The organism is Pseudonocardia lutea (assembly GCF_042658055.1).
Taxonomy (GTDB): Bacteria; Actinomycetota; Actinomycetes; order Mycobacteriales; family Pseudonocardiaceae; genus Pseudonocardia; species Pseudonocardia lutea.
The window spans coordinates 146,727-173,291 of the sequence record NZ_JBHSQK010000005.1; the positions used below are offsets into that span (position 1 = coordinate 146,727).

The following is a 26,565-nucleotide window of genomic DNA, read 5'->3' on the forward strand; positions in this document are numbered from 1 at the left end:
GACCGCGGCGGAGCCCCCGCCTCCTCCTCCTGGTCCCTCCGGGCGCGTCGGGCAGCGTGCGTGGAGCGATGTCGACCCGTGCGGCGTCGGCCGAGTGAGCACGCCCGCCGCGGCACTCGTCGCCGCCATGCTCGACCCGGTCGGACAGGGGCCGGCGGGCTCGTCCCCAGCCCGCGCGCCGCCACGCCGGGCCCGCCTCGGCGCACCCGTCCCAGCAGCCTCCCCGGAGCACGCTGATGCCCCCACCCCAAGATTCAGGAGCCGGATTGTTCGACGACCCCCGTGGTGAGCAGGGCCTGCTGGAGGACGTGCCCCACCCGCTGGACGTGCCGCAGGAGTTCGCCGAGGCCTCGTCGTTCGAGGTGCGGGACGAGCTCGGCGACCTGATCGCGCGAGACCTGCTCGGTCCGTGGGGCGGGCCCGAGGAGACGTTCCGGCCACGGGCCCGCGGCCCTCGCGACCGGTACCTCGTCGGGATGCTCGGGCCACGCCCGGAGACCACCTCGACGCGCACCCAGGCGGACCGGCAGCCGGACACCGAGTCGGGGGTCTACGGCGACGGCGAGGCCGAGCTGCCCGAGGTGTTCACGCCGCAGAACCTGGGGCGGATGTGGGCGTCGTCGATGGGGGTGTCGTTCACCGTCGCCGCGGACACGGACGTCGTGGCCGTCGCGATCGAGTGGGGGCAGTACGCGGGCGAGCAGGTCACCGGCGAGGACGGGAAGACGACCACGGTCTGGCGGCGGACCCCGCACACGGCCGAGCGCGAGGTCCGGCTGGACGGGCCGCCGACCACCCGGATCGGGCTGCGGCCCGGCGAGGACCCCGACCAGGTCCCGACCGTCTACCTGGCCGTGATCGTCCGGCCGCGGGACGGCGAGCGCGTCGTCCAGATCGTGCTGGTCAACGGGCAGCGGGAGCCCGAGTCGAAGGTGGACACCGCCTGGATCTTCCAGGCCCGGATGACCGTTACCGCGCTCGACGGCGCCGCGCCGGTCTTCCATTCCGTCGACGACCCGAACGAGGGCGGCACCGCGGGCGAGGAAGCCGAGGACCTGCACCTGCGGCTGCTCTACCGCAACCAGCTGCGGTTCGCGGTGGGGCACAACGTCGCCGTGCGGGCCACGCAGGCCGACGGGACCCGGTGCGCGAACCGGCTGGAGACCACCTGGCTGCCCACCTACGACGTCCCCGCCACCGAGGCCGCGGGTTCCGCCGGTGACGCCGAGTTGTCCATGGACGCCCTCGCCAGCACGGACGTCGGTGCCCTGCGGCGCGGCCTCGTCCCGCTGGTCGAGGGATATCGCACCTGGCTGGAGGGCCAGGCCGCGCAACTCCCCGGTCTCCCGGCGCCGCTGCGCGGGACGGGCGAGCGCGCCGTCGGGACCGCGCGGGAGATGGCGGCCCGGATCGAGGCGGGCGTCGCGCTGCTGACCGACCCGAGCGCGCCCGGCCATGCGCAGGCCGTGCAGGCCTTCGCGTTCGCGAACCGGGTCATGGCGCTGCAGCGCCGGCACACGGCCCTCGGGCGGATCCGCGAGGAGAAGGGCCTGGGGTACACCGCGGCGCTGGCCGAGGTCGAGGGCCCGGAGAACGCCCGGTGGCGGCCCTTCCAGCTGGCGTTCGTGCTGCTCAACCTGCCGAGCCTCACCGACCCGACGCACCCGGACCGGGCCCCGGGCCACGACGCGCGCGTCGACCTGCTGTTCTTCCCCACGGGCGGCGGCAAGACCGAGGCCTATCTGGGGCTCACGGCGTTCACGTTCGCGATCCGCAGGCTGCAGGGCCGGGTCGGGAGCGGGGAGGAGCAGCGCGACGGCAGCGACGGCGTCGCGGTGCTGATGCGCTACACGCTGCGACTGCTCACCGCGCAGCAGTTCCAGCGGGCCGCCGCGCTGGTGTGCGCGGCGGAGGTCGTCCGGCGCGAGGACGAGCAGACCTGGGGGGCCACCCCCTTCCGGATCGGGCTCTGGGTCGGCGGGAAGGTCTCGCCCAACTGGTACCCGCAGGCCGCGGAGCAGGTCGCCGAGGCCCGCGAGGCCGGGCAGGGCAGGCGGGTGGACGTCCTGCAGACGCTGGCCTGCCCCTGGTGCGGCACCGCGCTGGCCGGGCACCGCGACCTGAAGGAGGACGACACCACCCGCCGGGTCCACCTGTACTGCCCGAACGCCGAGGGTGCGGCGGCGTGCCCCTTCTCCCGACCGAACTCGGCGGAAGGGCTGCCGGTCCTGACGGTCGACGAGGAGATCTACCGGTACACGCCCGCCCTGGTGATCGCCACCGTCGACAAGCTGGCGCAGCTGCCGTGGCGCGGGTTCGCGGGTGCGCTGTTCGGTCGGGTCCGGGAGCAGTGCCCCCGGCACGGCTACCGGCACGCCGACCTCGACCAGAAGACGGGGTGCCGGAGCAAGCACGCCGCCAAGGGCAGCCATCCGGCCGTGACATCCAGACCGGTCGTCCGGCTGCGGCCGCCGGACCTGATCATCCAGGACGAGCTGCACCTGATCTCGGGGGCGCTCGGCACGACCGTCGGGCTGTTCGAGGCCGCGGTCGCCGAGCTGTGCACGTGGCGGGTGGACGGGACCGAGGTGGGGCCCACGATCGTCGCCTCCACAGCGACCACGAAGAACGCCGAGGCCCAGGTCCGCGGGGTGTTCGGCCGCAGGCTGGCGATCTTCCCGCCGCCGGTGCTGGACGTGGCCGACACGTACTTCTCCACCCAGGTCGAGGTGACCCGGAAGGCACCCGGGCGGCGCTATCTCGGGGTCTGCGCCCACGGCGTGCGGCTCAAGTCCGCCGAGATCCGGCTCGCCGAGATCCTGCTGCTGGCCGGGCAGACGCTGTTCGACCGGTACGGCGCGCCCGCGGACCCGTACATGACGCTCGTCGGGTACTTCAGCGCCACTCGCGAGCTGGCGGGCATGCGCCGCTACCTCGACGACGACGTGACCACCCGCGTCCGGCGGCACGGCACCTTGAAGGACCTGTCGAACCGGCTGCTCGGTACGCGCATGCTGGAGATCGCCGAGTTGACCTCGCGGATCTCGTCGGCGGACATCAGCGCGGCGCTCAAGCGGCTCGAGGTGGGCTTCGAGCCGGAGTTCGACACCACGGACCGCAAGAAGGCGATCGTCGACGAGTGGCGGGACGTCCTGGGCGGGAAGGAACCCCGCCGGGAGGCGCACGAGGTCGCACAGCGGTCTCGGGGGCGGGACGGCGCCGTGGACGTCGTGCTCGCGACGTCGATGCTCCAGGTCGGGGTGGACGTCTCCCGGTTCGGGCTCATGGTCGTGACCGGACAGCCGAAGAACACCGCGGAGTACATCCAGGCGTCCTCGCGGGTGGGGCGCGACGCGCGCAGGCCCGGGCTCGTGGTGACCCTCTACAACTGGACCCGGCCCCGCGACCTGGCGCACTACGAGGACTTCGGGCACTACCACGCCACGTTCTACAAGCAGGTCGAGGCGCTGTCGGTCACGCCGTTCACCCGGCGGTCCCTGGACCGCACCACGGCGGGGGCGGTGGTGGCGGCACTGCGCAACGTCGTCGACGAGCACTCCCACAACCCGGACGCCCGCACGGTCCCGCTCGACGGGCCCATCGCCAAGCGGGTGTTCGATCGCATGCTCGCCCGGGCCCAGCACGTGGCCGGCAACCGGGGGCGGGAGTACCTAGCGGACCGGCTGGCCCGCTTCACCGACCTGTGGCGGAAGCTGCAGCAGGCGGACGACCAGGCGCTCGGGTACGAGACGGCGACCGGGAAGACGGCCAACCTCCGCGGACTGCTGGACCGCGCGGGCAACGGCTTCTGGGGTGACCAGACCGTCGCGATGTCCATGCGCGAGACGGAGAACGAGATCAACCTGCTGGTACCCGCCGATCTGTCCACCCCGGACCTCGACGCGCCACCCTGGGACGGGCTCGACGGGCAGGCGGCGGACCCGGATCCCGAGCCCGAGGGGGACGAGATGGGCGACACGACCCTGAGGGGAGCCGCGCGATGAGTCGTCACCGGCGCAAGGTCGGCGCGGTCCGGCCGAGCCACCTGATGTTCACCAGCGGTGTCGGGTCCCTGATCGACCTACCGAACTTCTCGGTCCTGGTACGGGGCACGGACGACTGGAGCTACTTCCCGGCCGAGCCGGAGCTCGTCAGGGAACGGCGGCTGCTCGCCGCCGTCCAGCGGGTCGAGGGACTGGAGTCCGTCGAGGCCCTCCAGAAGGCCCCGTGGACGGACGAGGACGCGGCGGACGACGCGGCCTCCCGGATCGGCGTCCCCGTGGCGCCCTTCCCGAACTGGTTGCGCTGTACGGCCTGCAACGAGCTCGCCCTGGTGAGCACCACGGTGTTCACGTTCGTCAACGACAACCCGCACCGCCCGCACGAGGCGAAGTTCGTGCACGCCCACTGCCCGAAGTCGCGGCGGCGGCCCGCGCTCGCCGTCGCGGCCCGCTTCGTGCTGGCCTGCACCAAGGGGCATCTGGACGACTTCCCGTACCCGCAGTTCGTGCACGCCGGGAAGGCGTGCAAGGAGTCCCATCCGCGGATGGAGATGCAGGACCGCAGCGCCAACCTCGGCGCCAACGTCGAGGTGCGGTGCAAGGTCTGCGGCGAGTCCCGCAACATGCGCGAGGCGCTCGGTCGGCTCGGGGAGCAGAACCTGCCGCGCTGCCGGGGGCGCCACGCCCACCTGCGGTCCTACGATCCGCAGGGGTGCGACCAGAAACCCAAGACGCTCGTCGTCGGGGCGTCGAACCAGTGGTTCGGACGGACGCTGTCCGCGTTGGCGGTGCCACGGACCGGGCAGAGTGAGCTGGCCGCCACGGTGGCGAAGTACTGGCAGAACCTCGAAGGATTGGAGCGTGCGTTCCTGCCCTTTGCTCGGAAGAACGTGCCGGCCCTGCAGTTCTTCAGCGCCTGGCCGGACGACGACGAGGTCTGGGCGGCGATCGAGAAGCACCAGGCCACACTCGAGGGCGGCGAGGAGGAGGCCGACGCGGGCGATCTCCGGGCGGAGGAGTGGGAGATCTTCACGCACTACCCCCTGCCGGACCCGACGCTCGACTTCACCGTGCGGCAGGCAGAGCTTGCACCGGAACTGACGAACCACGTCGAGGACCTCGTTCAGGTCGAGCGGCTGCGCGAGGCCCGCGCGCTCGTCGGCTTCACCAGGCTCGACGCCCCCGATCCGGATGATCCCGAGCTCGTCGAGTCCGCCCCGCTGTCCCGCGACGAGCACCCGACGTGGGTGCCGGCGACCGAGGTGCGGGGTGAGGGCCTGTTCGTGAAGCTGCCGGAGCACCTCGTCGGCGGCTGGGAGCAGGAGGTCCGACAGTCTCTCGGCGTGGGGGAGCACTACGAGGCCTACGGCCGATATCGCGCCAACCGGTACTCCGATCGGCTGAAGGGCGACTTCGACCGGTACAAGAACTGGCCGGGTCCCCGGTTCATCGCCCTGCACACCCTGTCCCACCTGCTGATCCGCACCATCGCGCTGGAGTGCGGGTACAGCTCGGCGAGCCTGTCCGAGCGGATCTACGCGGGCACGGAGGACGACCCCCGCACCGGCATCCTGATCTACACGGCGGTCCCGGACTCCGAGGGCACCCTCGGCGGGCTGGTCTCGCTCGGGGAGCCCCGAGCGTTCTCGCGGATCTTCCGCCGGGCGCTCCGGGACGCCGACCGCTGCTCCTCCGATCCGCTCTGCGTGGAGCGCCATCCGGTGCCCTCGGCGGACTTCCTGCACGGTGCCGCCTGCCACGTCTGCCTGTTCGTCTCGGAGACGACCTGCGAGCGCGGGAACCGGTTCCTCGACCGGCGGTTCGTGGTACCGCTCGATCCCGAGATGCCGTCCCTGTACAAGGGCGTGCCGTGAGTGCCGCGGCGCGGATCCTGGACCTGGGCGGGGCCGAGGCGCTGCGCGCCGTCGTCGACGGGCGGACGCCGGGGATCGTGCCCGCCGAACTCGCCGTGCAGGTGACGCAGGAGGGCTCGGCGGACTACCTGCGCGGGCTCGCCGACGGGTACGCCCAGGCGGCGGCGACGCACCGGGTCGAGTCGGTGTGGAGCGGCCCGCACGAGCACACCGTGCCGGTGCGCTCCACCGAGCAAGCCTTGGTCGACCTGGTGGCGGGGGCGAGCGAGCACCTCTGGCTGATGACGTACTCGGCGCGCCCCCACCGCCCGGTGCTCGATGCGCTGGGGGCCGCGCGGTCCCGTGGAGTCCGGGTGCGGGTCGTGGTCGAGACGCTGCAGGGGGCGGGTGGGGCGCTCGCCGGGGTGGAGCCGGGAGCGGCGTTCCTCGGTGTGCCAGGGGTGGAGCTGTGGCACTGGCCCGTGCGGGAGCGGCCGGAGCGCTCGTCCCGGATGCACGCGAAGATCGCGGTGGCCGACCGACGGGTTCTGCTCGTGTCCAGCGCGAACCTCACCCAGTCCGGCACGGTCAGCAACATCGAGGCAGGGCTGCTGGTCCGCGGGGGCACGGCCCCGCGGCGGGCGACCGAGCACCTCGAGGCGCTGGTCGGGTCGGGGACTCTGGCCCGGTTGGCGGTGGGAGCATGACCGATCCGACAGCGTCGACCGTCGCGTCCGCAGACATCGCCCGACTCGCCGGGGTGGGCCGGGCCGCGGTCAGCAACTGGCGGCGCCGCTTCCCGGATTTCCCGGAGCCCGTCGGCGGGACGGCGTCCAGCCCGCTCTACCGGCTCGCCGACGTCGAGCGGTGGCTGGCTGCGCACGGCCGCAGTGCCGAGATCACCCCGATGGACCGGATCTGGCAGGGCCTGCGGTCCACCGTGGACGACCACCGGCTCGGCGAGGTCGTCGGGGACCTCGCCGGCCTGCTGTCGCTGCTCACCGTCGCGAAGGCGGAGTGGCCGCGGGTGATCCTCGGTGACGGCGAAGGCCTCGCGGTGGCCGTCGACCGGGCTCTCGCCGGAGCGGGGGTGGACTTCCCGGCCGCGGCACCGGGGGTGGGCGACGAGCAGCTCTTCCGCTCGGTCGCCGCACTCGCGGCTCAGCTCGGGCCGGCCGCCGTGCTGACCCGGCTGGTCGACAGACTGCAGGAGGCGACCGCGCGTCGGCTGCAGACGACGCCCGCCGCGATCTGCCGCATCGCCGCCGAACTGGCAGAGGTCCGCGGCCGCACAGTGCTGGACCCCGCCTGCGGAACCGGCGGCCTGCTCGACGCGGCCCGAGAGGCGGGCGCCGCGGCGCTGCGGGGCGCGGACGTCGACTCGGCGGCCGCACGGATCTCGGCGGGTCGGGTGGTGACCGCGAAGGCGCACGGGTCGGTGGCGAGGGCGGACTCGCTGCGGCGGGACCCGTATCGGGGCGAGCGGTTCGGTGCCGTGCTCTGCGAGCCGCCGTTCGGCGAGCGCGACTGGGGCTACGAGGAGCTCGTCGCCGACCCGAGATGGGAGCTGGGGTCTCCGCCACGGGGCGAACCCGAGCTGGCCTGGCTCCAACACTGCCTGGCCCATGCCGAGCCGGGGGCGCCGGTCGTGCTGGTCCTCCCGGCGGCGACCGCGAGCCGGCGGGCGGGCAGGCGGATCCGGGGCAACCTCGTGCGCAGTGGCGCCCTGCGGATGATTGCCTCGATCCCGGACGACTCCGGCCGTCCGCTGGACCTCTGGTTCCTGATCCGCGACGCCGAACCCGCCGAGGTGTTGTTCCTGACCGTGGGGGTCGACGAGATCGCGGCGCGGTGGCGGGCGTTCGCCGCCGATCCGCAGGCCGCAGACGGGCCCGGTTCGCAGGCCGTCCGGCCGCTCGATCTGCTCGACGACGACGTCGATCTCTCACCCACGCGCCACGTCCCCGCGACGGCGGGCGAAATGGATCTCGGGGCCCTCGCCGCCGAGGTCACCGCCGCCCGGGCGGGTCTGCCCGACCTGCCCGCGCTCGTCGCGCAGGTGCGGGAGGTCGCGTCGACGACGGTCGGCGATCTCGCGAAGGCCGGCGCCGTGGAGATCCTGCAGGCGCCGCTGCGGACCTCGGACGAGGGGCCGCGGCCGATGCTGACGGTCCGCGATCTGACGGCTCGGCGGGGGCCGACGGGGCACACCGAGGACACCGACGGCATGGTCGTCCTCGCGGCGGGGGACGTCGTGCTGCCCGCGGTCGCCGGTCGGGAGAACGCGGCCCGGGTGGTGGAGGGCGCGCTGGTCGGGGCCGTGCTCGGACCCCGGCTGCTGTGCCTGCGCCCTGACCGTTCCCGGGTGGACCCGCACCTGCTGGCGGGGTGCGTCGGGGTGCCCGGCGCTCGTCCTCGGACGGCGAGCGGGATGAGCCGCACGGACGCCCGCAAGCTCACGCTGCCGCTGCTCCCGGTGGGGGAGCAGCGGACCCTCGGCGCCGCGTTCGCACAGCTGGCGGCGTTGGACGACGCCGTCCGCAGGCTGTCTGCGGCGAGCGAGCAGTACGTCGGCGCGGCCGTCTCCGCGCTGGCCGCCGGCCGGGCGGGGGTCCCGTGACCCGCGTGGTCGCCGAACGGTACGAGCTGGACCCGCTGCCGTTGGGTCGCGGGGGCATGGGGGAGGTGTGGGGTGCCCGCGACACCAGGCTGGAGCGGCGCGTCGCGATCAAGTTCATCCGCTTCCCGGACGACGCCGACGGGCCCGAGCTGGTACGGCGCTTCGAGCGCGAGTCCCGGATCACCGCTCGGCTCGAGCACCCGGGGGTCCCTGCCGTCTTCGACTCCGGGACCGACGCCGGACGTCCCTACCTCGTCATGCAGTTCGTCGAGGGGGTCACGGTCGCGGACGTCCTGGCCGAGCGTGGGCCGCTACCCGTCGGGTGGGCGGCGGCGATCACCGCGCAGACGTGCGCGGTGCTTGTCGCGGCGCACACCGCCGGTCTGATCCACCGCGACCTCAAGCCGGGCAACCTGATGGTGTGTCCCGACGGCTCGATCCGGGTGCTCGACTTCGGCCTCGCCGTCGCCCTGGGCTCCGGGGACTCGCAGATCACCAGGACGGGCCAGAGCATCGGGACACCGGCCTACATGGCACCCGAACTCGTGCTGGGGGAGCCCACGGGGCCGTGGACCGACCTCTACGCCGTGGGCTGCACCCTGCACGAGATGCTCACGGGCGCCCCGCCGTTCCGCGCGACGACCCCCTACGGCGTGATGAACCATCAGGTGGACCAGCGGCCCGTCGGGGTGCGGCGCACCCGACAGGAGGTGCCCCTCGACATGGAGGCGCTGGTCCTGGCGCTGCTCGCCAGCAGGCGGAGTCGAGGCCCGCCTCGGCCATCGAGGTCTACCAGCAGGTGGCCGCTTACATGGACACCTCGGCACCGCTGCCCGGGGTCGTCGGCTCCGCGCCCAGCCCGCTGACCCTGTTCTCCAGGGCGCTGGGCGGTGGCGTGGGTCCGGCTCCGGTTGCTGCCGCGATGGCTTCGTCCTTCACCCGCAGCGACCTCGGCCGAGCCCGTGCCGAGGCGGCGGACCTCGCCCGGCAGTCCCGCCGAACCCAGGCCGGGGACCTGCTCGCCGAGGTCCTCGGCCCTGCCACGTCGGCCTTCGGGCTCGCCGACCCGGACGTCGTGAGCCTGCGGTTCGAACTCGCGGACCTGCGCTTCGACGCGGGCAACTATCGGGCCGCCCGCCCCCTGTACGGAGCATTGGCGGCCGATCTGTCCGACCCGGACCTCGTCCACCGCTGCCGCCGCCAGGAAGCCACCTGCGCGGTGATGACCGGGGACACCGCCGGCGCGACCCGCCTGCTCACCGACCTGCGCGACGAGACCCGAAGACTGCACGGACCGAACGATCCGCGGGTCGCCGACCTCGAGACCCAGCTGTCCCTGCTACCCGACCAGACTGGGAGTTGAGTTCGCAGAAGAGGAAACGTGCCATCAGCCCAGAGGGAAGCGGGCAATGACCTTGGAGGCGAGGTCGTGGGTGCGCGCGTCGATGTCGTCCACCGTCCAAGAGTCTTTCGTCGCCAAGCCGGCGTTGAGGGCCAACCCGTTCCGGTAACCGATGTCTCGGCCGCGCGCGTCCTTGCGGTCGCGCTTCTCGAGGAACGACTTGTTGCCGAGCGTGCTGTTGTAGGCGGTGATCGTCAGGTTTCCGAGGCGGTGGGCGTGGGCCTCCTGCGCGGCTGCGGCGGCCTCGGGCCCGCCGAGCATCTGCACCCAGGCCGACGGGAGGTTCTTCCCCTGGGGGAGCACGTGCTCGATGGTGAAGGTGTAGTGGCCCTTCTCCTGAACCCAGAGATCCCGCCAGGTCTCCTTCGTCATCGAGTCTTCGGCGAGGGCGACGAGGATGAAGCGCACCACATCGGAGTTCTCGTCGTAGACGGGGCCTCCAAGGCGATCGCGGAACTCGGCGTCGCTGGACGACACAGCCACAAGGTCACGGGCGATCCTCGAGACGATGTCATCTCCCGTCATCCCACCGAGCTTCTCGACGATGGTCATGAAGAGCTTCGGAAGTGCGTAGGTCTGCGGATAGCCGGTGAGATTGCGTCGGACGAAGAAGCTCGTGAGAAGCCGGACGACGCTGATGAGGTGCGCGTCCGAGACCGCGAGCTCCTGGCGCTTAGCGAGCAGCCACATCACGAGGATGTAGGACGGAGCGCCTTGCGCACGCATCAGCTGGCGGAAGGCGATGTCGAGTGGCGTCGGCCCGTCGAGCTCGGTCACGCAGGTGATGCGCCCGTAGACGGCACTCGCGTCGACGAGTGCCTCCATCCGCGCCCGAATGTCCCCGTCGAGCAGCTTCTCGTAGATGCGGATCAGCTTGCTCTTGGTGGCGACCTGAGCGTTGGGCACCTCGGGCAGCTCCGCCTTGAAGGCGTTGTAGTAGTGACGGAGGAAGCGCTCCTGGATCGCGTAGGCGTCACCGAGGTTGGTGAGCATCTCGTTCCACATCTTGAACGCGTCGTCGACGTCGAGGCCGTCCCCGGCGGACGCGGCCAGGAGGTGGTTCTTGATCAGGTCGACGGGGGTGAGCGCCATCCCGCGGTTGTTCAAGGACTCGAACAGGACGAAGGCGTCGGCGTGGCTCTCGACCTCGATCTTGACGAGGATCGCCTGCTGCGTCGTGTTGAGGACCCGGCGTGCGGCGTCGACGGGGCTGACGGACTCGGACTCGGCGAGCTCCCCGATGGCGGACCGGAAGTACTGGTAGCACTTGTAGACCTTGCGTGCCTTGAAGTACGCCTGCTGCTGCGAGTCCACGTCGAGCCCTGCGAGCGTGAGGACCCGGCGGTAGTCGTCCAAGTTCTTGCCCTGGGTCTGGGGCGTAACCCTCAGCCGCCCGCCGTCGAGGACGAGGCGCTTGCCCAGGCTGATCATGGCGAACTGGCCGTTTCCGTCGAGCTCCTTCTCGTGCTCTCGCAAGACCGAGTAGATCGCGGCAAGGAGCAGGGTCAGGGTCGTCGCACGCTGTTGACCGTCGATGAGCTCCAGGACCGTGCTGTCGACCGCGTCCTTGGTCTGGTTCAGCGTGATGATCGTGCCGAGGAAGTGAGCGCCCTCTGCCTCCACGAGGTCCTGGAACAGGTCCTCCCACTGCGCCTTCTGCCAGGAGTACTCCCGCTGGTAGCGCGGGATCCGGTAGACGATGTTGCTCTCCATGCTGAAGAGCGCGTGGACCGGGTACTGGTTGGCGGACTTGATCACAGTGGCGGTGTCCTCGTTCTGCAGCGCGGGTGGGGAGAGGTGGTCGTCCGGTGTTGGTCAGTCAGTCAGCGTCGTGACCCTCTGGGCCCGCGCAGCGGACGAGCGGCGCGACCTGATCCAACCTCGCCCGGATCAGCGACCCGAGCTGGCGGACGTCGAAGCGTGCGATCGTGGCCCGGTAGACGGCGCTGGGATCCGACCAGCCGAGCCCGTCGGCCTCCTCCGCCATCACCGCCGCCAGCTCGGCGGGCGGGATCTGGTCGAAGTACCGCACGCCTCGGGGGCGGACGCGGACCTCGGGCTGATCGGGTAGACGGAACGTCGCGTGCTTGTGGCCGGCCTCGCCGAGCGGGGTGTCCTTGACCAGTCGGCCCTGCCTCAGGGCCGCGCTGAGCGCCGAGTTCAGCGCTCTCGTGATCTGCGATCCGACCCGTTGGCCGTTGGCGCCGTGGACGTAAGCCGTGTGCAACCGGGCCCCGACGACCGGGCCCTCGACCGCGACGATAGCGACCAGCCCGTCCACCAGCTCCCGCGTCGACGCGGTCTGGGCGGGCACCGTCGACCCGGTGAACTCCTCGTACCCGATCGGCTGAGGTCGTAGTACCTGCGACCCTGCGACAGGCTCGAGTGACTCGGGCGCTGTCGTGAGCACATCGCCGGTCTCGTCCTCCTCATCGTCGGCCTGCGTGACGGCTGCGACGGTCGGTGCGGGGGCGGGCGGCTCGGCGGCAGGGAGCTCGACCACCGGGAGCCCGAAGGCCGGCGTCACGGCCTCGGTGTCGACCTCGTCGACCAGGTCTAGGGACTCGGCCGGCGCGCCAGCGAGGCCCGCCGTTGCCCAGCCCGCCGGATGGATGTCGAGCTCCGCGAGAGTCGCCCAGAGCGGCTCCAGGGTCGCCACGGGGTCCCGGTAGAACTCGGACTCCAGGATGCGATGGAACCGCCACCCGCAGCGCTCCAGCTCACGCTGTCTGCCCATGTCGCGCTGGTAGGCCTCCGGCCCGTGCCAGAAGTCGCCGTCGCACTCGATCGCGAGTCGCCGAGTGGCGCCGACGGCCACGAGGTCGATCGAGTAGCCCAGCGCCTCGTACTGCGGGACCAGGGTGTATCCGCGGCTCCTGATCCGGTTGTGTACGCGCTGCTCGAAGAGCGAGCCGAAGGGCGCGACCGGGAGGTCCTCGGGGACCAGGCCGGTCGTGGCGCCCTCGTGTTCCTCGGAGCCACGCTGCGCGACCCCGTAGCAGTAGTCGAGCAGCTGGTAGCGCATGTCCTCCGGATTCGTCAGCGTCGTGCGATCCATCGAGTGGAAGACCCAGAGCTGGTCCTTGGCCCGGGACGCGGCGACGTTGTAGCGCTGCACGTGCATCGTCTGGGTCAGCGCGGTGAGCCGCCGCTCGGGACCGGGCGCGGCGACCATCGAGAGGAACACGACGTCCCGCTCCGAGCCCTGGAAGTCCGCGGCGTCGCCGCAGCGCAGGTCGCGTGCAGCCCATTCCTCCGGCGTGATCCGCTCCAGCAGGGCCTTCTCGATGGCCTTCGCCTGTCCCGTGCCGAGCAGGGAGATGACCCCGAAGGTGCGCCCGTCGTAGGCGGGGTCGGCGATGCACTTCTCCACCTGGGCGACGATGGCGTCCACCTCGACGGGGTTCGTGCGGGTGCTCGAGGAGCCCTTCTCGTAGCCGTCCCGCACGAACACCGGCTTGACGGGCTCGAGCCGGTCGGCGCCGAACTGGCGCACGGGGATGAGCCGCACGCCATCGGGCTCGTAGGCGATGCGGTTGGAGAAGCCGATGATCTCCGGCACGCACCGGCGGTGCTCGACGAGGGTGATCATGCCGCTGTAGCGCATCTTCGCCTCGTCGAACAGCGAACGCTGCGGGTCCTGCCAGGTGGAGCGGAACCGGTCGTCGTGGAGGTACTGCGCGCCGAGGTCGCGCAGCTCCTGCTGGTCGACGCCCACGGCCGAGGGCGACACCTGGCGGTCGTCGCCGATGACCACGATCTTGGGGGCCATGTACTGCAGGAACGTCGCCTCGATGCCCGCCTGCGAGGCCTCGTCGACGATCACCACGTCGAACATGTCCGGCTGCACGTCGAACTGGTCGGCGATGCGGTACAGCGGCATGATCCATACCGGGACTGCCGGACGGCACCGGTCCATCGCCGCCCGGATCTCGCGTCGGCGCTGCACGGCGTACGTTCCGGTGCCCTTACCCAGCCGCTTGACCAGCGAGGCGTACTGCTCGAGCGAGGCCCGGGAGCCGCGAGTGAGCCGGCCGGGAGCTACGGCGTGATCCCAGGCGCGGGTCGCCGACAGTTCGGTCACGTGGTGGCGGATCCGCTCCTCGACGGCCAGGATCTCGCGCTGCACGGCGTTGACGTCCGCGGCCTCCTGCGTCGACAGCCAGGCCGAGGCCACGGCGTACCGCCAGGCCTGCTCGAACTCGGGAACCCGGTCGTCCCAGACCGGCGACTCCGCCGTTCCGACCAGCGCCGCCGCCAGACCGGGCGCGCCCTGGAGCCGGGCCGCCAACCCGTCCCGGCTGCGCAGCAGATCGCGGACCTCCCAGAGCCGCACGAGGCGCTGGTGGGCGGCCGCGTAGCCGCGATCGTCGCGGGTCCGCGCGGCGCGCAGCAGGGTGCTCAGGACTGGAGCGGCGTCCGGCTCCCGTTCGGCGTCGGCGAGGACGGTCACCGCGGTGTCGATCCGGGCGGTCTCGGCCGCGGCGTCCTCGGCGGCCGCGACCCCGGCGAACACGGCGAGGTACCGCTCGACCGCCGGGGGGGTCAGCCAGGCGGGCCGAGGCAAGCCGAGCGCGGCGATACGGGCGTCCTCGGCGATGATCCGCCGGTCGGTCTCCAGCAGCCTGCCCAACACCGCGGCTTCGGCGCGGTGCCATTGGAGTCGCTCGGCGGGGGTGTCCTCGGGTGGGATGACGACGGTCGCCGGCCAGGCGCGGTCCAGGGCGTCGAGTACCTGGTTCGCCTCGACCCACAACAGGAACGCGTGCACCTGCAGCGTGGTGGTCGGGGCCTGGCCACCCACCCGCACGCGGGCGAAGAACGACTCGGCCGCCTTCACCGCACGGGGCGTGAACATCCCCTGCTTCGGGAGCCCGTCGCCGCCGAGCTTGATGGAGTTGCCGCCCTCGAGGTGCTCGGCGATCCCGCGCGCCGCCGGCACGAGCAGCCCGACGTCCTCGCCCTGGACCGTGACCGACGTGGCCGGGCCGAGCTCCGCGACGATCCGACCGGCCTCGTCGAGCAGCGCCGTGACCTCGGCGTGACGCCCGGCCCAGACGGACCCACGACCGCGGGCGAGATCGCCCAGTGCCTCGCGGAGCCACGCCTCCGGGCGCCCGAGGAGGTCACGGACGTCGGCCGCCACGGCGGCGATGCTGCCGGTGAGCTGTCGACGCGTCTCGGCGTCGAGCGCGGCCACGGGGGAGTAGGCGGGGTCGTCCCGCAGCCCGGCGTACGACTCGGCGATGCCGTGCGCCCGCCGCTCGGCCTGGACCGAAGCCGCGAACGCGGCGGGTCCGGGCACCGAGTCGACCGCGACCAGTCTGCGCCCGGCCTCGGGCTCGTCAGCGACCAGCGCGGTGTCCCGGAGGTGACGACGCCACTCCGCGAGCTCTGCCGCCGACATCGGCACGGGCCCCGACGGTGCGGAGACGAGTTCCGACAGCCAGCCGTGGCGGTCGTCGTCGGCGCGCAAGAGGCGGGCCACGGCCGCCGGCGTCCCGCGGTACCCGTCGAGCTCGACCTCGACGACCTCGCGTTCGCGGGCCTCCTGCAACCGGTGGGTCAACTCGGCCCGGAGCCTGCGGAGATCGTCGACGGTGTCGAGGTGTCGGCGGATCGCGCGGGCGGCGTCGTCGGCGTCGTGCTCCTGTGCGGTCGACGCGATCCGTTCGACCGCGACCCGCAGGTCCGACATGTCCTCCCGGGACGACCCGACCACCGCGACGGCCAGCGGCTGGATCGCCTCGGGCAGCTTCTCCCGCACCTCCTTGAGCGCCCGATCGGTCTGCGCGGTGACGAGGATCCGCTTGCCCTGGGCGAGCAGATGGGTGATCAAGACTGCTGCGGTGTGAGTCTTCCCCGTGCCGGGCGGCCCCTGGATGAGGGTCTGCGCGGTGCTGTCCACCCGCCGGAGGATCTGGAGCTGTCGGTCGTTGACCGGCAGCGGCAGGAACGGATCGTCGTCCACCCGCACCACAGCGCCACCGGCGTGTTCGCCGTCCGGGGTGGTCGCGGGCTCGTGGTCGGCGTCGACGAGAGGGCGGATACCGTCGGGCACCTCGCCCGCCTCGCGCAACTGCTCCACGATGCGGCGGAAGATCTCCAGCAGACCCTTCTGCGAACGCCTGCGGAGCAGAAGGGCAGGCGCGAACGAGGTGACGGGCGACGCATCGGGCGTGGTGGGATCGTCGGCGTCCCGGTATCGGGCGTCCGCGGCGAGCTGATGGGTGAGCCTGCGCCCCAGCTCACCCATCCGGTCGCGATCCATCGGGTGCGCGTCGCTCTCGCGTGCGCGGTCGCGCAGCTCGTTGACCAGCTTCGGCTGTCCGATCAGACCCGGGTCCAGCATGTCCAGCTCCAGCACGGAGCCCTCGACGGAGTCGTCGACGAGCACGGTCAACCGCCCTGAGTCCTCGTCGAAGTCGATGCGCGCCGCGGTCGTGAGCAGGTGCCGACGGACCCGACCGCCGCTCGGCGGTGTCCACGCGAGCAGGCTGGTCCCGAGGACGAGCTCGAGCTCTTCGGGGTGACCCGCGGCGGTGACGTGGGCGGAGAAGAGGTGGTTGTAGAAGTCCCGGACCGGCTGGTCGCGCAGCTCCTGCTCGGCCCAGGCCCGCCACTGGGGCAGGTACTCGCCGAACAGCTCGTCGATCTCCGGACGCTCGCTCCGCTCCACCCGCTGCCGGATGGGCTCGCCGTCCGCTTCCTCGACGTCGAGGAAGCGGTGGTCCCGGAGGACGGGCTCGCGAGCCGCATCGGTAGGCGGGTTCTCGAGCCAGCCCACCAGGCCGGCGGCGGGCTCGGGAGCGGGGACGGCGGCGATCCGATCGACGCTCAGCACGACGTTGCTGCCCTCGGCGGGCGTGTGTCGGACCCCGCCGAGCACTGCCGCGTGGGCGGGCGCGTCGGCGAGCCAGAGCACGGCACCGTCGCGGCGGTACTGCTCCAGGTCGGTCACGGGTGTGCTGCGCAGCCGTTGCGCCTCGCCGAGGAACGTGAACAGGCGGATGGCCCGATCGACGAGGGGATCCTGCGGGGTCTCCGGCGTGGTCGTCTCGTCGTGCATGCCTCGTGCCTCGTGCTCGTTGGCGAACATGATGTTCGCAGTCTTCCCGTCCGTGCGACGCGCTCCCGTATCGCCGAAGATCAGCTGGTCGTTACCGCTCCACCCGCCAGACGATGAGCGGGGTGCCACTGCGAAGCGGTCACCCGCACGGCGGGCTCGAACGGTGGGGGCTTCGGGATTCCGAGGGCGCGGAGCGGCACCGGTTGCGAGAAGAGGCCGACAATGGCGAACCGGCAGACCGTCGATCCGCTGACCTTCCAGTACGGGGCTCCCACGATGTATGCCGCTGACGTGGCCACGAGCACACCCTCCAGGTCCCGCCCGTCAGGGCGCAGGAGCATCGCGAGGTCACCGGTCCGGGTCTCGGGTGCGCAGGCCCACTCGTCTTCGCGCAGGTAGGCGATCGACGGCCGGTCACCTCCGACGTAGTGGTCGCGCGGGACGGCCCAGATCCACAGGGAGCCCAATTCGGTGGCAGCGCGGGTCTGGCGAGTGACGTTGGGGAAGTCGATGCGACGGCGGCCGGAGGCGGCGGCGACAGCCGTCTTCAACGCTGCATCTGTCAGCATGTCTCCCCCGAGGCTACGACGAAAAGCAGTGCGTACTCTGCCGAACGGCAGAGCCACCCTGTGTCGCAAGCGTGAGTTGCCCTGTTTCGGCGCCCGGCGGTCGTTCATCAATGTTGATGAAGCCAGTGCGGAGGTTCGTTGCAGAGGCGATGAGGCTTAGCGAGCTCAGGGCTCGGCAGCGACCCGACTCGTCGCGCGAGGTCGGGTTTCGTGCTCTCCGCGTAACAGTCGTGATCGACCTCCCGATGCCGAGAGAGGGCCTGGGGCACGGGGGGACGACGATGGCGACGGGGGCACGGAGCACGGCGGAGGTAGCGGCGGACGCCCGCGCAATCGTGATGCGGGAGATCGAGCGTCGGGGTGGGCGGGTGATGGAGGTTCAGGACGGCCGGCGCTGGGAGCTGCTGGTGGACAGCGGGACCGGAGGACCGTCCCGTGTCCGGGTGGTGAGCCGACGCCGCGGCGACTGGCAGTCCTCGATCAGGGAGGGCGAGTGCCCCGGCGCGGACTGGCGGTACTGGGTCTTCGTGGACCTCGCGCACGAGCCCCGGTTCTGGGTGCTTCCCGAGCCCGAGGTGGTCACTGGGATTCGCGAGCGGCACCGGGACTACCTGGCACGCAACGAGGGGCGGCGGGCCCGGAACGACGCCTCCGTGCACTGCGCGATCCGGACCGTCGACGTGGCTCACGGAGCGGACCGATGGGACCTGCTCGGGTTGCCGTGTTCCTGACGTGCCCACGGTGCTTCTCCGCGGATGACGTCGCCTTTCGGCGGCTACCGGATCGCATGGTCGAGTACACGTGCTCGGCCGCGCACGAGGGGACGGGCGAGCACACGTGGTTGCTCTCGCAGGTCCACGCGGGGTGGACCGCCGAATCCGAGGATGGGGTCACGGACGAACTACTCGGTCCCCTCCTCGACTGCGTCGTGCCCGGTGAACCGTTCGTCGAGTTCGGCATCGTCGAGTTCCGGCTACGGGAGAGCCGACCCGACCTGTTCCGGGCGCACGTCGCCGATCGCGGCCACGTGATGCTCGCCCCAGGTATCGCGACTGCGTCGAGCGTGAGATTCGGGACAGCCCTCGGACGACTGGCGCGCTCGGAAGATCTGGTCTCCCGGTATGGCCCCGCGACGGGCGCCTGGAAGTACAACGGACAGGTCACATACTGGGCGCGGCCTCCGGCTCCGAGTGGATCGTTGAGTTGGGCGGAGCACTGCATGCGCCTCGGACGTTCTCCGGAGTGGACCGACGAGGATCGCATGGCAGCGCGCGGCGGTCTCCGCGGATCCTGACCGCGGCGTCCCATCGGACGGAGCCCGTGCTCGTAGCGGGGGCGCCCCACGAAGGACGACGGTTTGGCCTCGCATCACGCAAGGCGGCGGAGTGCGGCGGTCATGTCGTCGGGGGCCGCCGACTCGATCGCCTCCTCGATGAGCTGGTCGATCACCCGGAAGGGGATGAGGTAGCGGGCTCGGATGCGGACCGCGGGAACTCCTCGGCTCGGATGGCGCGGTAGAGGGTCGAGGTGTCGACTCTCAGAAGTTCGGCGGCCTCGGGGACCGTCAGGAAGGTGCGGGGGGTCGACATGGGGCTCCTCGGTTGTCGGCGGAGTAATCGTCGGGTCCTGTCGTTCGGGGCTCCTTCGTGCCTGCTCAGAAGTCGCTGGGCGTCGTTCGGAGTGGGGGTCTGGGCATGCGGGAGGCGAGGATCTCCGCCGTCTGGCGGTCGGCTGCGGCGACCCAAGCGGCGTAGACCTTGAGCGTTGTGGCACCGCCTGCGCCGTGGCCGAGGCGGCTGGCGACGGTGCGGAGGTCGACGTCGGCGGTGAGCAGTTCGGCCGCGGAGTAGTGGCGCAGGGCATGCAGGTGGGTGTCGATGCCGGCCCTGGCCGCCATGGACGCGTACCGCTGGGTGACGGCGTTGGGGGAGTAGGGCTCGGAGTGGTCCGGGGTGCGTTGGCCGGAGAACACGAAGCTCTGGTCGGTCAGGCGGGTGCCGAGTGACGCGAGTCGCTCGGCGACGCGCGCTCGGTGTTCGCGAAGCAGTGCGACGGTCTCCGAATCGAGGGCGATCCGGCGGGCTTGGTGGGTCTTGGTGTCCTTCTCGCGTCCGTCGACCCAACTGCGGCGGATGTCGATGATCTCCTCGTCGAGGTGGAGGCGGCCGAACCGCAACCCGCAGAGTTCGCCGGGGCGCATGCCGGTGGTCATGACGAGCCAGACGAGGGTGCCCCAGTCGTCGTCCATGGCGAAGGCGCGCTCGAGGAGCGGCGCTGCCTCGCGGGGCGAGGGCGGATCCGACTCGGGTGCCTTGGGGCGGGGGATTCGGGCGCCGCGGGGCGAGGTTGGTGTCGAGCCAGCTCCAGCCGACGGCGCTCTGCATGGTTCTGCTGATGACCCAGTGCATCTGCCGGACGGTCGACGCCGCGAACGGGCTGCAGACGTGGGGCGCGGGCTCGTTCGCCCTCGTTCGGACCTGCAGCGCTGTCGGCACTGGCGCAGCTCGACGTAGAGCTGCTCGCGGACGCGGGGGTTCAGGTCGCGAAGCGGGGTGTGGCCCGGCGTCCGTGCCGGGGATGGTCTCGGTCAGGTAGGCGCGGCGCCCCGTCACCGGATCGTCGCCCGCCGAGACACGCACCTGCAGCGACCCTCCGCGGACGCGAATGGTGCCGCGTCGGCGAGGGTCGGAGGTGGTGTCGGGCGAGCTCACGATCGCGAAAGTAGAAGACCCTCGTTCGCAGGTTCGTGGGCAAATTCGTGGCCAAGCACCTGGGTTCCAATCATGAACCCTGCGAACTCGTAGTCACAGGTGGTGCCCCCGGTCAGATTCGAACTGACACTGGGCGGATTTTGAGTACTTCGGGACTGTAAAGATCGACTTGCCGTGAAGGCCCCTCTACGGCAAATCCACACTGGTCAGGGGAGGGTAAGGTCCCTGACCAGGGTGGATGTGGATCATGCTTTTTGCCGCAGCGTATGCACTGCCTCGAAGGGGATGCGAAGGGGCCAGCCCCTACCAGCCCACCGCCTCGCGGGCCTCGCCGGACAGGTAGCCGATCTGCCCGCCCTCGGAGAGGTAGACGACCTCGGCGGAGTTCACGAGGTCCACGAGCCCCACACCCTCGTCGCAGCCCTCCTCGTGCTTCCACCCGGCGTGGGCGCCGCAGGTGTCGCAGCGGGGCTCTGGGACGGCGACAGCGGCCACGCTGTGCTCGAAGGGCCAGTTGGGCTGGATGGCGAGCCGGACCTCGGCGTCGGGACTGAGGGTCTCGTCGTCGATCATGTCCTGCAGAGCGGCGATCAGGTCCTCGACTCGCATGGCTCAGACCTCCGCGCGCTTGTAGGCGGCCACGAGGGCGTCGACGAGCTCGGGCGGGCAGCCGATCACCCGCAGCCAGCCGCCAACCTGGTCGGCCCCGCCGGGCGCGTCGTCGGCCCAGACCTGGAAGGCCCGGTACTGCTCGGGCGTGTAGTCCTCGCTCATTGGTTTGCTCCCTGAATGTTGAGCGTTCAAGTACCAACGAGGCGAAACGTACGCCAGTGCATGTTGAATGGAAACTCCCCGACGCAGAGAAGTTTGAAGCGCGGTTCGCATAAAGGAACCGCGCGAAAGGGGGAGGGGAATTGGGGTGGGGGTGTAGACCGGGCGCGCGTATTGGCGCCCGGCTACCTGCCCGAGGTCAATTGATCACGGCCTTGAACTTCTTCTTGTCGATGATCCCCGTGACGTTCACTCCGCGGATGACCGACTTGCGGCAGCCGTGCTTCCCGCACCACGTCCCGTGGCACTTCTTGACCTTGCCCGCGTCGTCCTTGCGGGTGGCCGTTCGGACGCGCTCTTCGAGCGCATTCGGGAAACTGTTGATCGACATGACGGACCGCTCGGCGTGGCCGCTCTCGACCCAGTGCTCCTTGAAGCTCTCGTACACGTCTGCCAGGTGGATCCAGTCGGCGATCGGGTTCTCGGTGACGCACTCGTCGATCCACTCGGCCAGCGGGTCGCTGCTGCGGACGTGCTCCTTGACCTTCTCCCGCACAGCGGCGGGCATGCCGAGGTCGCCCTTCGCCTGCCAGGCGAGGCAGCCGCGCACCGCCCAGGCGAGCACGCCGGGCAGCTCGTTGGCGATGATCCGGTCGGGGAGGTCCTTGTCCTGCTCCTCGTCCGGGATGGTCACGTCCCAGCCGATGTCGTGCAGGCGCCGCTCCATGCTGTACCCGGCGGAGCCCAGGTGCGGCAGGAAGTTGGTCACGATGTGCACCTTGCCGACCGGCTTGAACTCGAAGAACTCGGCGTTGAGGTAGCGCGCGGTCATGCGGTCGCCCGAGGCGATGGACTTGATGCGCTCGTTGTCGAGCATCTGGCCGGCGTTGGTCTCGTGCATCTCCAGCAGCCGCTTGCCCGCGATGCGCGCGAGGTCGTTGGGGATCCCGCCGGTCTTGTCCTGTGCCATGAGGGCGGACTTGGCGACCGACTGGTGGTAGTCGCCCATGAGCGCGCCGATGATCTTGAGGAAGACGGACTTGCCGTTTGAGCCGTTGCCGTGGTGAACGAAGAACGCCTGCTCCTCCACCGAGCCCGTCAGCGTGTAGCCGATCACCCGGGCCAGGTACGCGCGCATCTCCTCGTCCGGCTGCACCCGCTTGAGGAAGGTGTCGAACTCGGGGCAGAGCGCCGTCGGGTCGAAGGCCACCGGGCTGGTCTGCGTCATCATCAGCGCCGGGTCGTGCGGGCCCAGATTGCCCGTCTGCAGGTCCAGCACGCCGTTCTGACAGTTGAGCAGGTACGGCCGCTGGTCGAAGTCGTCCACCCGGGCCCAGATCTCTTCTTTGGCCCCGAACTCCCGGATCATGTTGCTGACCACGGCGGACTTCTCCTGGCCCTTGAGCCACCCCGCGAAGATGTCCTGCTCGGACGGCCCCGGCTTGGCGCGCTTGTCCGGGGTGCCGTCGTCCTTCAGCTTCACCTCCTTCTCGTCCGAGTACATCGGCAGCTCGTGCTTCTTCGCGAACTCGATGGCCTTCCGCGAGAGGTTCCGCATGACGCTGTTGTCCGTGGCCGGCAGCCGGTACCAGCGCACCCCGTCGAACACGTGCCACATGGTGGCGTCGACGGTCTTGCGCACCTTGTGCCCGAAGTAGTCCAGCATCCGGTCCGCGTTGCCGAAGTCCGACCAAGCCCGCATCTGTGCGCAGACGGCGGGGTCGATCTCCGAGGAGACCTGGCCCTGCCACTCCCCACCCTCGTCGCAGGAGCACGGGATGTCCGACATCGTCTCGCCCTTCTCCCCGACAGCCCTGCGGATCCCGCCGTCGAGCGCACGGTTGTAGGTCTTGACCGGGTCGCTGTCCATCGACGTCGCGTGTGCGAAGCCGCCTCGGTCGGACTCGCGAGTGACCTCGGCCATCCACGCTGCCCGGTACTCGTCGAGCGCGGTACGGATGCCCCGGTGGCGCTCGCACGAGAGGTAGATCAGATGGGCCATGCCCTTGATCATCTCGACGTGCCCTGCAGCGAAGTTCTCGATGGCAGCGTCGAGCGCGGCCCTCAGCTGGGAGCAGGGTTCGCCCTCCGGGTCGGGGCGGTTGCTCAGGAACTCCTCGATCTCGTCCGAGGTCATGTCGGCCGAGACGATGGCCTCCTGCTTGCGCAGCCCCGTGATCGCGACGACGAGCTCGTCCGGAAGATAGGCGGCCTCGTCCTTGCGCGGGATCTCGCCGCCCGTCACGAGCCGGTCGTTGTCCCGGTACCAGCGGACCTTGCTGAAGTCGCTGCCGGGGTTGAGCGACGGGTAGGTCATGGCGAACCGGTGGTGGAACTGGATGATCTCCGTGTCGAGCCCGATCGTGCCGGGCCAGGCCAGCCCCTGGTGCTCGGGCTTGAGCCGGTAGAAGAGCTTCCCGCCGGCTGAGCGGAACTCCCCTCCGCGGCTGGTCAGCCGCAGCGTCGGCGGGAATCTGACGCCCACACGCTCCTCGATGGCGGTGATGGTGTCGAGGCCGTGCTTCGGGCCGTACTGGTCGACGTCGACGCCGATCATGTCCGTGCCGACGTGGAGGCCGATGTTCGCCATGGGGTACTCGGCCTGCCACTGCTTGTGATCAGCAGCCGTAGGAATGCGGGCCGCGTGCCCCGTCACTCCTTCCACCGGCGGCCTCTTGGTCAGCCGATTGGGGTCGGTGTTGTTGCGGTATCCGATCGGGAAAACACGGTCCCATCCGGCAGCGCGGTACTTCTGCACGATGGCCTTGCGGTAAGGGGAGCGGATCTCGGTCACAATTGGCCTTTCGGAGCGTTCACTATCGGTAGCGGGTAGCGCCCCGAGGACGTATAGTTATACCTACGGCCTGGTCCGCCGAGCGGTACTGCTGTACTCCTCAGAGCAGCGCCTCTTCTGCCTCCACAGAAGGGGCGCTGTTTCATTCCCGCGAGTTCCAGATTCGGTCGGCCTTCGCGAGAGCGGCGGCCTCCCGCTCGGCGTCTCCGAACCGGCGCGCAACCTCCGCGTCGTCGTAGGCCATCCGCAGGTTGAGGCTCTCGGTGCCGGTCAGCGGCCGGGGCGTACCCGCCAGGCGCGTCGGAGGCAGGCCCTCGCGCGGCAGCTCGTCCCAGTTGCTGGTCTGGGTGCGGTGCACGTAGATGTGCAGCGTCTGCCCGAGATCCCCCGGGCGGAGCAGCTCCAGCCAGTCGTCGTCGGCCGCGACAAGCTCGCCAGCCGTGCACTCGCACCACCCCAGGCAGTACCGCGCGTAGTGCTCCTCGGGGGAATCCGTGGCGTAGCGGGGGCAGCTGACAACAACCCAGCCCTCCATCACTCGGCGTCCAGGATGTGAGCGGCCAGCAGGCGGTGCCACGGAACGAGGTAGAGGTGCCATTCCATCCCACCCTTTTGGAACAGCTCGAAGTCCCTCAGCAGCAGGCCACCGGCGTTCGCCTCTACGACCGTGCCAGCGCCAGGCGTGTAGCCATGCCCATCGTGGTCCAGAACTTCGAGATGGACCCTCTTCCCCGCCAGCTCGCTCATCACGCACCAGCCTTCTGCGCGAAGGTGTCGGCAGCCGCCACCCACTCGGCGAGGTCGGCCTCCTCGAAGTACAGGTGGCCCTTGGGGCCGGACGGGCGGAAGGCTCGCAGCTCGCCTCGGTTGACGGCCAGCTTGATGACGCGGCGGGGGAGCCGGGTGTACTCCTCGGCCTGCGCGATAGTCAGGCGGAGCTTCTCGCTCACGGGTTCCTCCTGGGGAGCGGAGGGGAGGGGCCGCATACGACAAAGCGCCGAACACAGACCTCTCCCGGACTTCGGGTTTGGTGTGCTCGGCGCTCCCGGCGCTCCTGTGAGCTGTCAGGGCTTCTCCGGCCTGACACAAGTAACTCTACCGGTCTAAGTGACCCAAGTAAAACCTACGGCCCTAGCGCCGAAATCCGTCGCCTCTGATGTTGCATATGGAGCCCTATTGGCCGGGGTATCCCGCCGGGATTCGTGCTGACTGCTGCTGCGGCTGTTGGAGAAGGAGTCGCAGCTGAAGGCCGGGGTAGGGTAGGTTCGGTCGTTTCTATGGGTGAGAGGTAGGACCCAGGTAGGACCCAGGTAGGACGGCCAAATGGGTGGTCCTACCTCTCACAGACCCCTGTCTACCTGCGGATTTAGCTTAAAGAGGTAGGACCGGTAGGACCGGTAGGACTTCCCGGGACCCCTATACGTAAGACCCATGTATTTCCTGAGAAGTACCCCTCTCTGGAACGGCGACGTAGGGTCCCCCTCCTACCTGCTCCTACCTGTCCTACCCGTAGGGCCTGTTTCCGCAGGTAGATGTGCGGGTAGGACCGGGTAGGAGGTCCTACCTGTGAGCCGGTTCGGGGGTAGACGGGCCGATTGCAGTGCAGAGGAAGGCTTGGCCGTAGAGGAATCGGTAGATCGGAGTCGGCTAAGTTGGTTTGGTGACGCTCCCCGTTGCTGTCATCCCTGTCCCCGCACCTCCGGCGGAACAGCACTGGTACGATCTCTCGCAGGCTGTTGTGGACTGGGCGCAGGTGATCGGAGCCTTCCTGGGCCTGGTGGCGATCATGGTTGCGCTCTACGCGCTGTGGGCGCAGGGACGAGACGCCATCCGCGAGCGGCGGGCTCAACATGAGCTGGAGGTGCTGCGGGATCTCGTCCCTCTCGTGGTGGAGAAGCCGGACGGGTATCGCGAGGCTAATGCGCTCGTGCGCATGCTCCCTCCGGATGAGGTCCGCCTGGTCCGCATCACTGCAGATCGCTGCATGAAGCTCCTGGACTACCTCATCGAGACTCAGACACATAGGGACGAGACGTGGCTCGCGGCTAACACTTGGGTTGAGCAGCGAGAGCGAATGGAGCGAGAAGTCATCGCAGCCATTGAGTCTCGCGTGAGACGGAAGAAGCGTCGTCCATTCCAGAAGCCCGAGGCTCCGCAAAAGGCCGAAGATAGAGTTACTACCTCCGCTGCGGAAAACGGCGTACCCTTCCCGGACGAGATCAACTGGCAATCGGGGAGCGACAATGCCACGGCCCAAGAGCGCGGCAGCAATTCGGAAGACGGAGAACCCCGCGCTCGCAACTGAGCTGGCGGAAGAGTTCTTCAATCTGCACGCCCAGAACATCAGTCAGCGCGAGATCGCAAAGCAGTTTGGCGTCTCACAGGCGACGGTTCAGCGGCGGATCGCGGAATGGTGCGCGAAGGTCATCGTGCCGAAGGTCGAGGAGTACCGCGCCATCGAGAACGCGAAGCTGGACGAGATCTGCAACGTGGCGGGCGCGATCGCTCGCAACCCAGAGGCGGACCCCGAGCTTCGGCTCAAGGCACTGGACCGGCTGACCCGCGCCGCGGACCGGCGGGCGAAGCTCAACGGCCTCGACGCCCCGGTCAAGGCTGACGTCACCGTGCACGAGGTCACGCAGCAGGACCTTGAGCTGCAGGAGATGCTCCGCGAGGCAGAGGCCGCGAACGCCGCCCAGGAAGCCGCGCTCAAGGCGCAGTAGCGCCTGGCCCGTTCGCACGTAGCCGATGCCGAACCGGGTCGCCCAGCCCCGG

The 26,565-nt window shown here is 70.3% G+C and carries 20 protein-coding genes; 9 read left to right on the forward strand and 11 right to left on the reverse strand.

The features are described 5' to 3' along the window. Positions 1 to 266: 266 nt before the first annotated feature. The 6 genes from drmA to ACFQH9_RS01995 are packed head-to-tail and all read left to right on the forward strand — an operon-like array spanning position 267 to position 9,837. Complete coding sequence (gene drmA / locus ACFQH9_RS01970; protein ID WP_379563521.1) at positions 267 to 4,004, forward strand: DISARM system helicase DrmA; 3,738 nt, start codon at positions 267 to 269, stop codon at positions 4,002 to 4,004. After that, positions 4,001 to 5,875: a DrmB family protein gene (gene drmB, locus ACFQH9_RS01975; protein ID WP_379563523.1), complete on the forward strand. Its 1,875-nt coding sequence runs from the start codon at positions 4,001 to 4,003 to the stop codon at positions 5,873 to 5,875. Before drmA ends, drmB begins: the two co-directional genes overlap by 4 nt. Further along, positions 5,872 to 6,561 (forward strand): DISARM system phospholipase D-like protein DrmC, encoded by a 690-nt coding sequence (gene drmC / locus ACFQH9_RS01980; RefSeq protein WP_379563525.1) that lies wholly within the window; start codon positions 5,872 to 5,874, stop codon positions 6,559 to 6,561. The genes drmB and drmC overlap by 4 nt, the downstream gene beginning before the upstream one ends. Further along, complete coding sequence (locus tag ACFQH9_RS01985; protein WP_379563527.1) at positions 6,558 to 8,474, forward strand: N-6 DNA methylase; 1,917 nt, start codon at positions 6,558 to 6,560, stop codon at positions 8,472 to 8,474. The genes drmC and ACFQH9_RS01985 overlap by 4 nt, the downstream gene beginning before the upstream one ends. Positions 8,475 to 8,479: 5 nt before the next feature. Continuing rightward, positions 8,480 to 9,340, forward strand: coding sequence for a serine/threonine-protein kinase (locus tag ACFQH9_RS01990; protein WP_379563529.1), 861 nt, complete (start codon positions 8,480 to 8,482; stop codon positions 9,338 to 9,340). A 56-nt stretch (positions 9,341 to 9,396) separates the two neighbouring features. Beyond that, complete coding sequence (locus ACFQH9_RS01995; RefSeq protein ID WP_379563531.1) at positions 9,397 to 9,837, forward strand: hypothetical protein; 441 nt, start codon at positions 9,397 to 9,399, stop codon at positions 9,835 to 9,837. Between the two features lie 24 nt (positions 9,838 to 9,861). Here ACFQH9_RS01995 and ACFQH9_RS02000 read toward each other — a convergent pair whose 3' ends face one another. From ACFQH9_RS02000 to ACFQH9_RS02010, 3 genes are all read right to left on the reverse strand, one after another. After that, on the reverse strand, positions 9,862 to 11,634 hold the full coding sequence (locus ACFQH9_RS02000; RefSeq protein WP_379563533.1) for a DUF262 domain-containing protein: 1,773 nt from the start codon (positions 11,632 to 11,634) through the stop codon (positions 9,862 to 9,864). A 61-nt stretch (positions 11,635 to 11,695) separates the two neighbouring features. Next, on the reverse strand, positions 11,696 to 16,975 hold the full coding sequence (locus tag ACFQH9_RS02005) for an AAA domain-containing protein (RefSeq protein ID WP_379563535.1): 5,280 nt from the start codon (positions 16,973 to 16,975) through the stop codon (positions 11,696 to 11,698). Positions 16,976 to 17,025: 50 nt separating this feature from the next. Then, positions 17,026 to 17,514 (reverse strand): hypothetical protein, encoded by a 489-nt coding sequence (locus ACFQH9_RS02010; RefSeq protein WP_379563537.1) that lies wholly within the window; start codon positions 17,512 to 17,514, stop codon positions 17,026 to 17,028. 116 nt (positions 17,515 to 17,630) lie between these two features. Here ACFQH9_RS02010 and ACFQH9_RS02015 point away from each other — a divergent pair, with 116 nt between their 5' ends. Then, positions 17,631 to 18,245 (forward strand): hypothetical protein, encoded by a 615-nt coding sequence (locus tag ACFQH9_RS02015; protein ID WP_379563539.1) that lies wholly within the window; start codon positions 17,631 to 17,633, stop codon positions 18,243 to 18,245. A 714-nt stretch (positions 18,246 to 18,959) separates the two neighbouring features. Here ACFQH9_RS02015 and ACFQH9_RS02020 read toward each other — a convergent pair. From ACFQH9_RS02020 to ACFQH9_RS02055, 8 genes are all read right to left on the reverse strand, one after another. Next, the gene (locus ACFQH9_RS02020) at positions 18,960 to 19,103 is read right to left on the reverse strand and encodes a helix-turn-helix domain-containing protein (RefSeq protein ID WP_379563541.1); all 144 of its coding nucleotides are present in this window, start codon (positions 19,101 to 19,103) and stop codon (positions 18,960 to 18,962) included. Positions 19,104 to 19,168: 65 nt separating this feature from the next. Then, positions 19,169 to 19,762 (reverse strand): site-specific integrase, encoded by a 594-nt coding sequence (locus tag ACFQH9_RS02025; protein WP_379563543.1) that lies wholly within the window; start codon positions 19,760 to 19,762, stop codon positions 19,169 to 19,171. A 766-nt stretch (positions 19,763 to 20,528) separates the two neighbouring features. Further along, positions 20,529 to 20,834: a hypothetical protein gene (locus tag ACFQH9_RS02030; RefSeq protein WP_379563545.1), complete on the reverse strand. Its 306-nt coding sequence runs from the start codon at positions 20,832 to 20,834 to the stop codon at positions 20,529 to 20,531. A gap of 3 nt (positions 20,835 to 20,837) precedes the next feature. Then, positions 20,838 to 20,999, reverse strand: a complete 162-nt coding sequence (locus ACFQH9_RS02035; protein WP_379563547.1) for a hypothetical protein — start codon at positions 20,997 to 20,999, stop codon at positions 20,838 to 20,840. Positions 21,000 to 21,195: 196 nt separating this feature from the next. Then, positions 21,196 to 23,790: a phage/plasmid primase, P4 family gene (locus tag ACFQH9_RS02040; protein ID WP_379563549.1), complete on the reverse strand. Its 2,595-nt coding sequence runs from the start codon at positions 23,788 to 23,790 to the stop codon at positions 21,196 to 21,198. Between the two features lie 142 nt (positions 23,791 to 23,932). Continuing rightward, on the reverse strand, positions 23,933 to 24,325 hold the full coding sequence (locus ACFQH9_RS02045; RefSeq protein WP_379563551.1) for a hypothetical protein: 393 nt from the start codon (positions 24,323 to 24,325) through the stop codon (positions 23,933 to 23,935). Continuing rightward, entirely contained in the window at positions 24,325 to 24,537 is a 213-nt protein-coding gene (locus ACFQH9_RS02050) for a hypothetical protein (protein ID WP_379563552.1), read from the reverse strand. Before ACFQH9_RS02050 ends, ACFQH9_RS02045 begins: the two co-directional genes overlap by 1 nt. Next, a complete protein-coding gene (locus tag ACFQH9_RS02055) occupies positions 24,537 to 24,740 on the reverse strand; it encodes a helix-turn-helix domain-containing protein (RefSeq protein WP_379563553.1) in 204 nt (67 codons plus the stop codon). Before ACFQH9_RS02055 ends, ACFQH9_RS02050 begins: the two co-directional genes overlap by 1 nt. Positions 24,741 to 25,450: 710 nt before the next feature. Between ACFQH9_RS02055 and ACFQH9_RS02060 the strand changes: the two genes are divergently transcribed. Continuing rightward, positions 25,451 to 26,095, forward strand: coding sequence for a hypothetical protein (locus ACFQH9_RS02060; RefSeq protein ID WP_379563554.1), 645 nt, complete (start codon positions 25,451 to 25,453; stop codon positions 26,093 to 26,095). Next, positions 26,034 to 26,513 (forward strand): sugar-binding transcriptional regulator, encoded by a 480-nt coding sequence (locus tag ACFQH9_RS02065; protein WP_379563555.1) that lies wholly within the window; start codon positions 26,034 to 26,036, stop codon positions 26,511 to 26,513. The genes ACFQH9_RS02060 and ACFQH9_RS02065 overlap by 62 nt, the downstream gene beginning before the upstream one ends. Positions 26,514 to 26,565: the final 52 nt, after the last annotated feature.

Bases quoted from the DNA above. Each gene is read 5' to 3' on its own strand.
- drmB (WP_379563523.1), top strand. From the start codon at position 4,001: ATGAGTCGTCACCGGCGCAAGGTCGGCGCGGTCCGGCCGAGCCACCTG.
- ACFQH9_RS01985 (WP_379563527.1), top strand. From the start codon at position 6,558: ATGACCGATCCGACAGCGTCGACCGTCGCGTCCGCAGACATCGCCCGA.
- ACFQH9_RS01995 (WP_379563531.1), top strand. From the start codon at position 9,397: ATGGCTTCGTCCTTCACCCGCAGCGACCTCGGCCGAGCCCGTGCCGAG.
- ACFQH9_RS02005 (WP_379563535.1), bottom strand. From the start codon at position 16,975: ATGTTCGCCAACGAGCACGAGGCACGAGGCATGCACGACGAGACGACC.
- ACFQH9_RS02010 (WP_379563537.1), bottom strand. From the start codon at position 17,514: ATGCTGACAGATGCAGCGTTGAAGACGGCTGTCGCCGCCGCCTCCGGC.
- ACFQH9_RS02015 (WP_379563539.1), top strand. From the start codon at position 17,631: ATGAAGCCAGTGCGGAGGTTCGTTGCAGAGGCGATGAGGCTTAGCGAG.
- ACFQH9_RS02020 (WP_379563541.1), bottom strand. From the start codon at position 19,103: ATGTCGACCCCCCGCACCTTCCTGACGGTCCCCGAGGCCGCCGAACTT.
- ACFQH9_RS02025 (WP_379563543.1), bottom strand. From the start codon at position 19,762: ATGGACGACGACTGGGGCACCCTCGTCTGGCTCGTCATGACCACCGGC.
- ACFQH9_RS02030 (WP_379563545.1), bottom strand. From the start codon at position 20,834: ATGCGAGTCGAGGACCTGATCGCCGCTCTGCAGGACATGATCGACGAC.
- ACFQH9_RS02035 (WP_379563547.1), bottom strand. From the start codon at position 20,999: ATGAGCGAGGACTACACGCCCGAGCAGTACCGGGCCTTCCAGGTCTGG.
- ACFQH9_RS02045 (WP_379563551.1), bottom strand. From the start codon at position 24,325: ATGGAGGGCTGGGTTGTTGTCAGCTGCCCCCGCTACGCCACGGATTCC.
- ACFQH9_RS02050 (WP_379563552.1), bottom strand. From the start codon at position 24,537: ATGAGCGAGCTGGCGGGGAAGAGGGTCCATCTCGAAGTTCTGGACCAC.
- ACFQH9_RS02065 (WP_379563555.1), top strand. From the start codon at position 26,034: ATGCCACGGCCCAAGAGCGCGGCAGCAATTCGGAAGACGGAGAACCCC.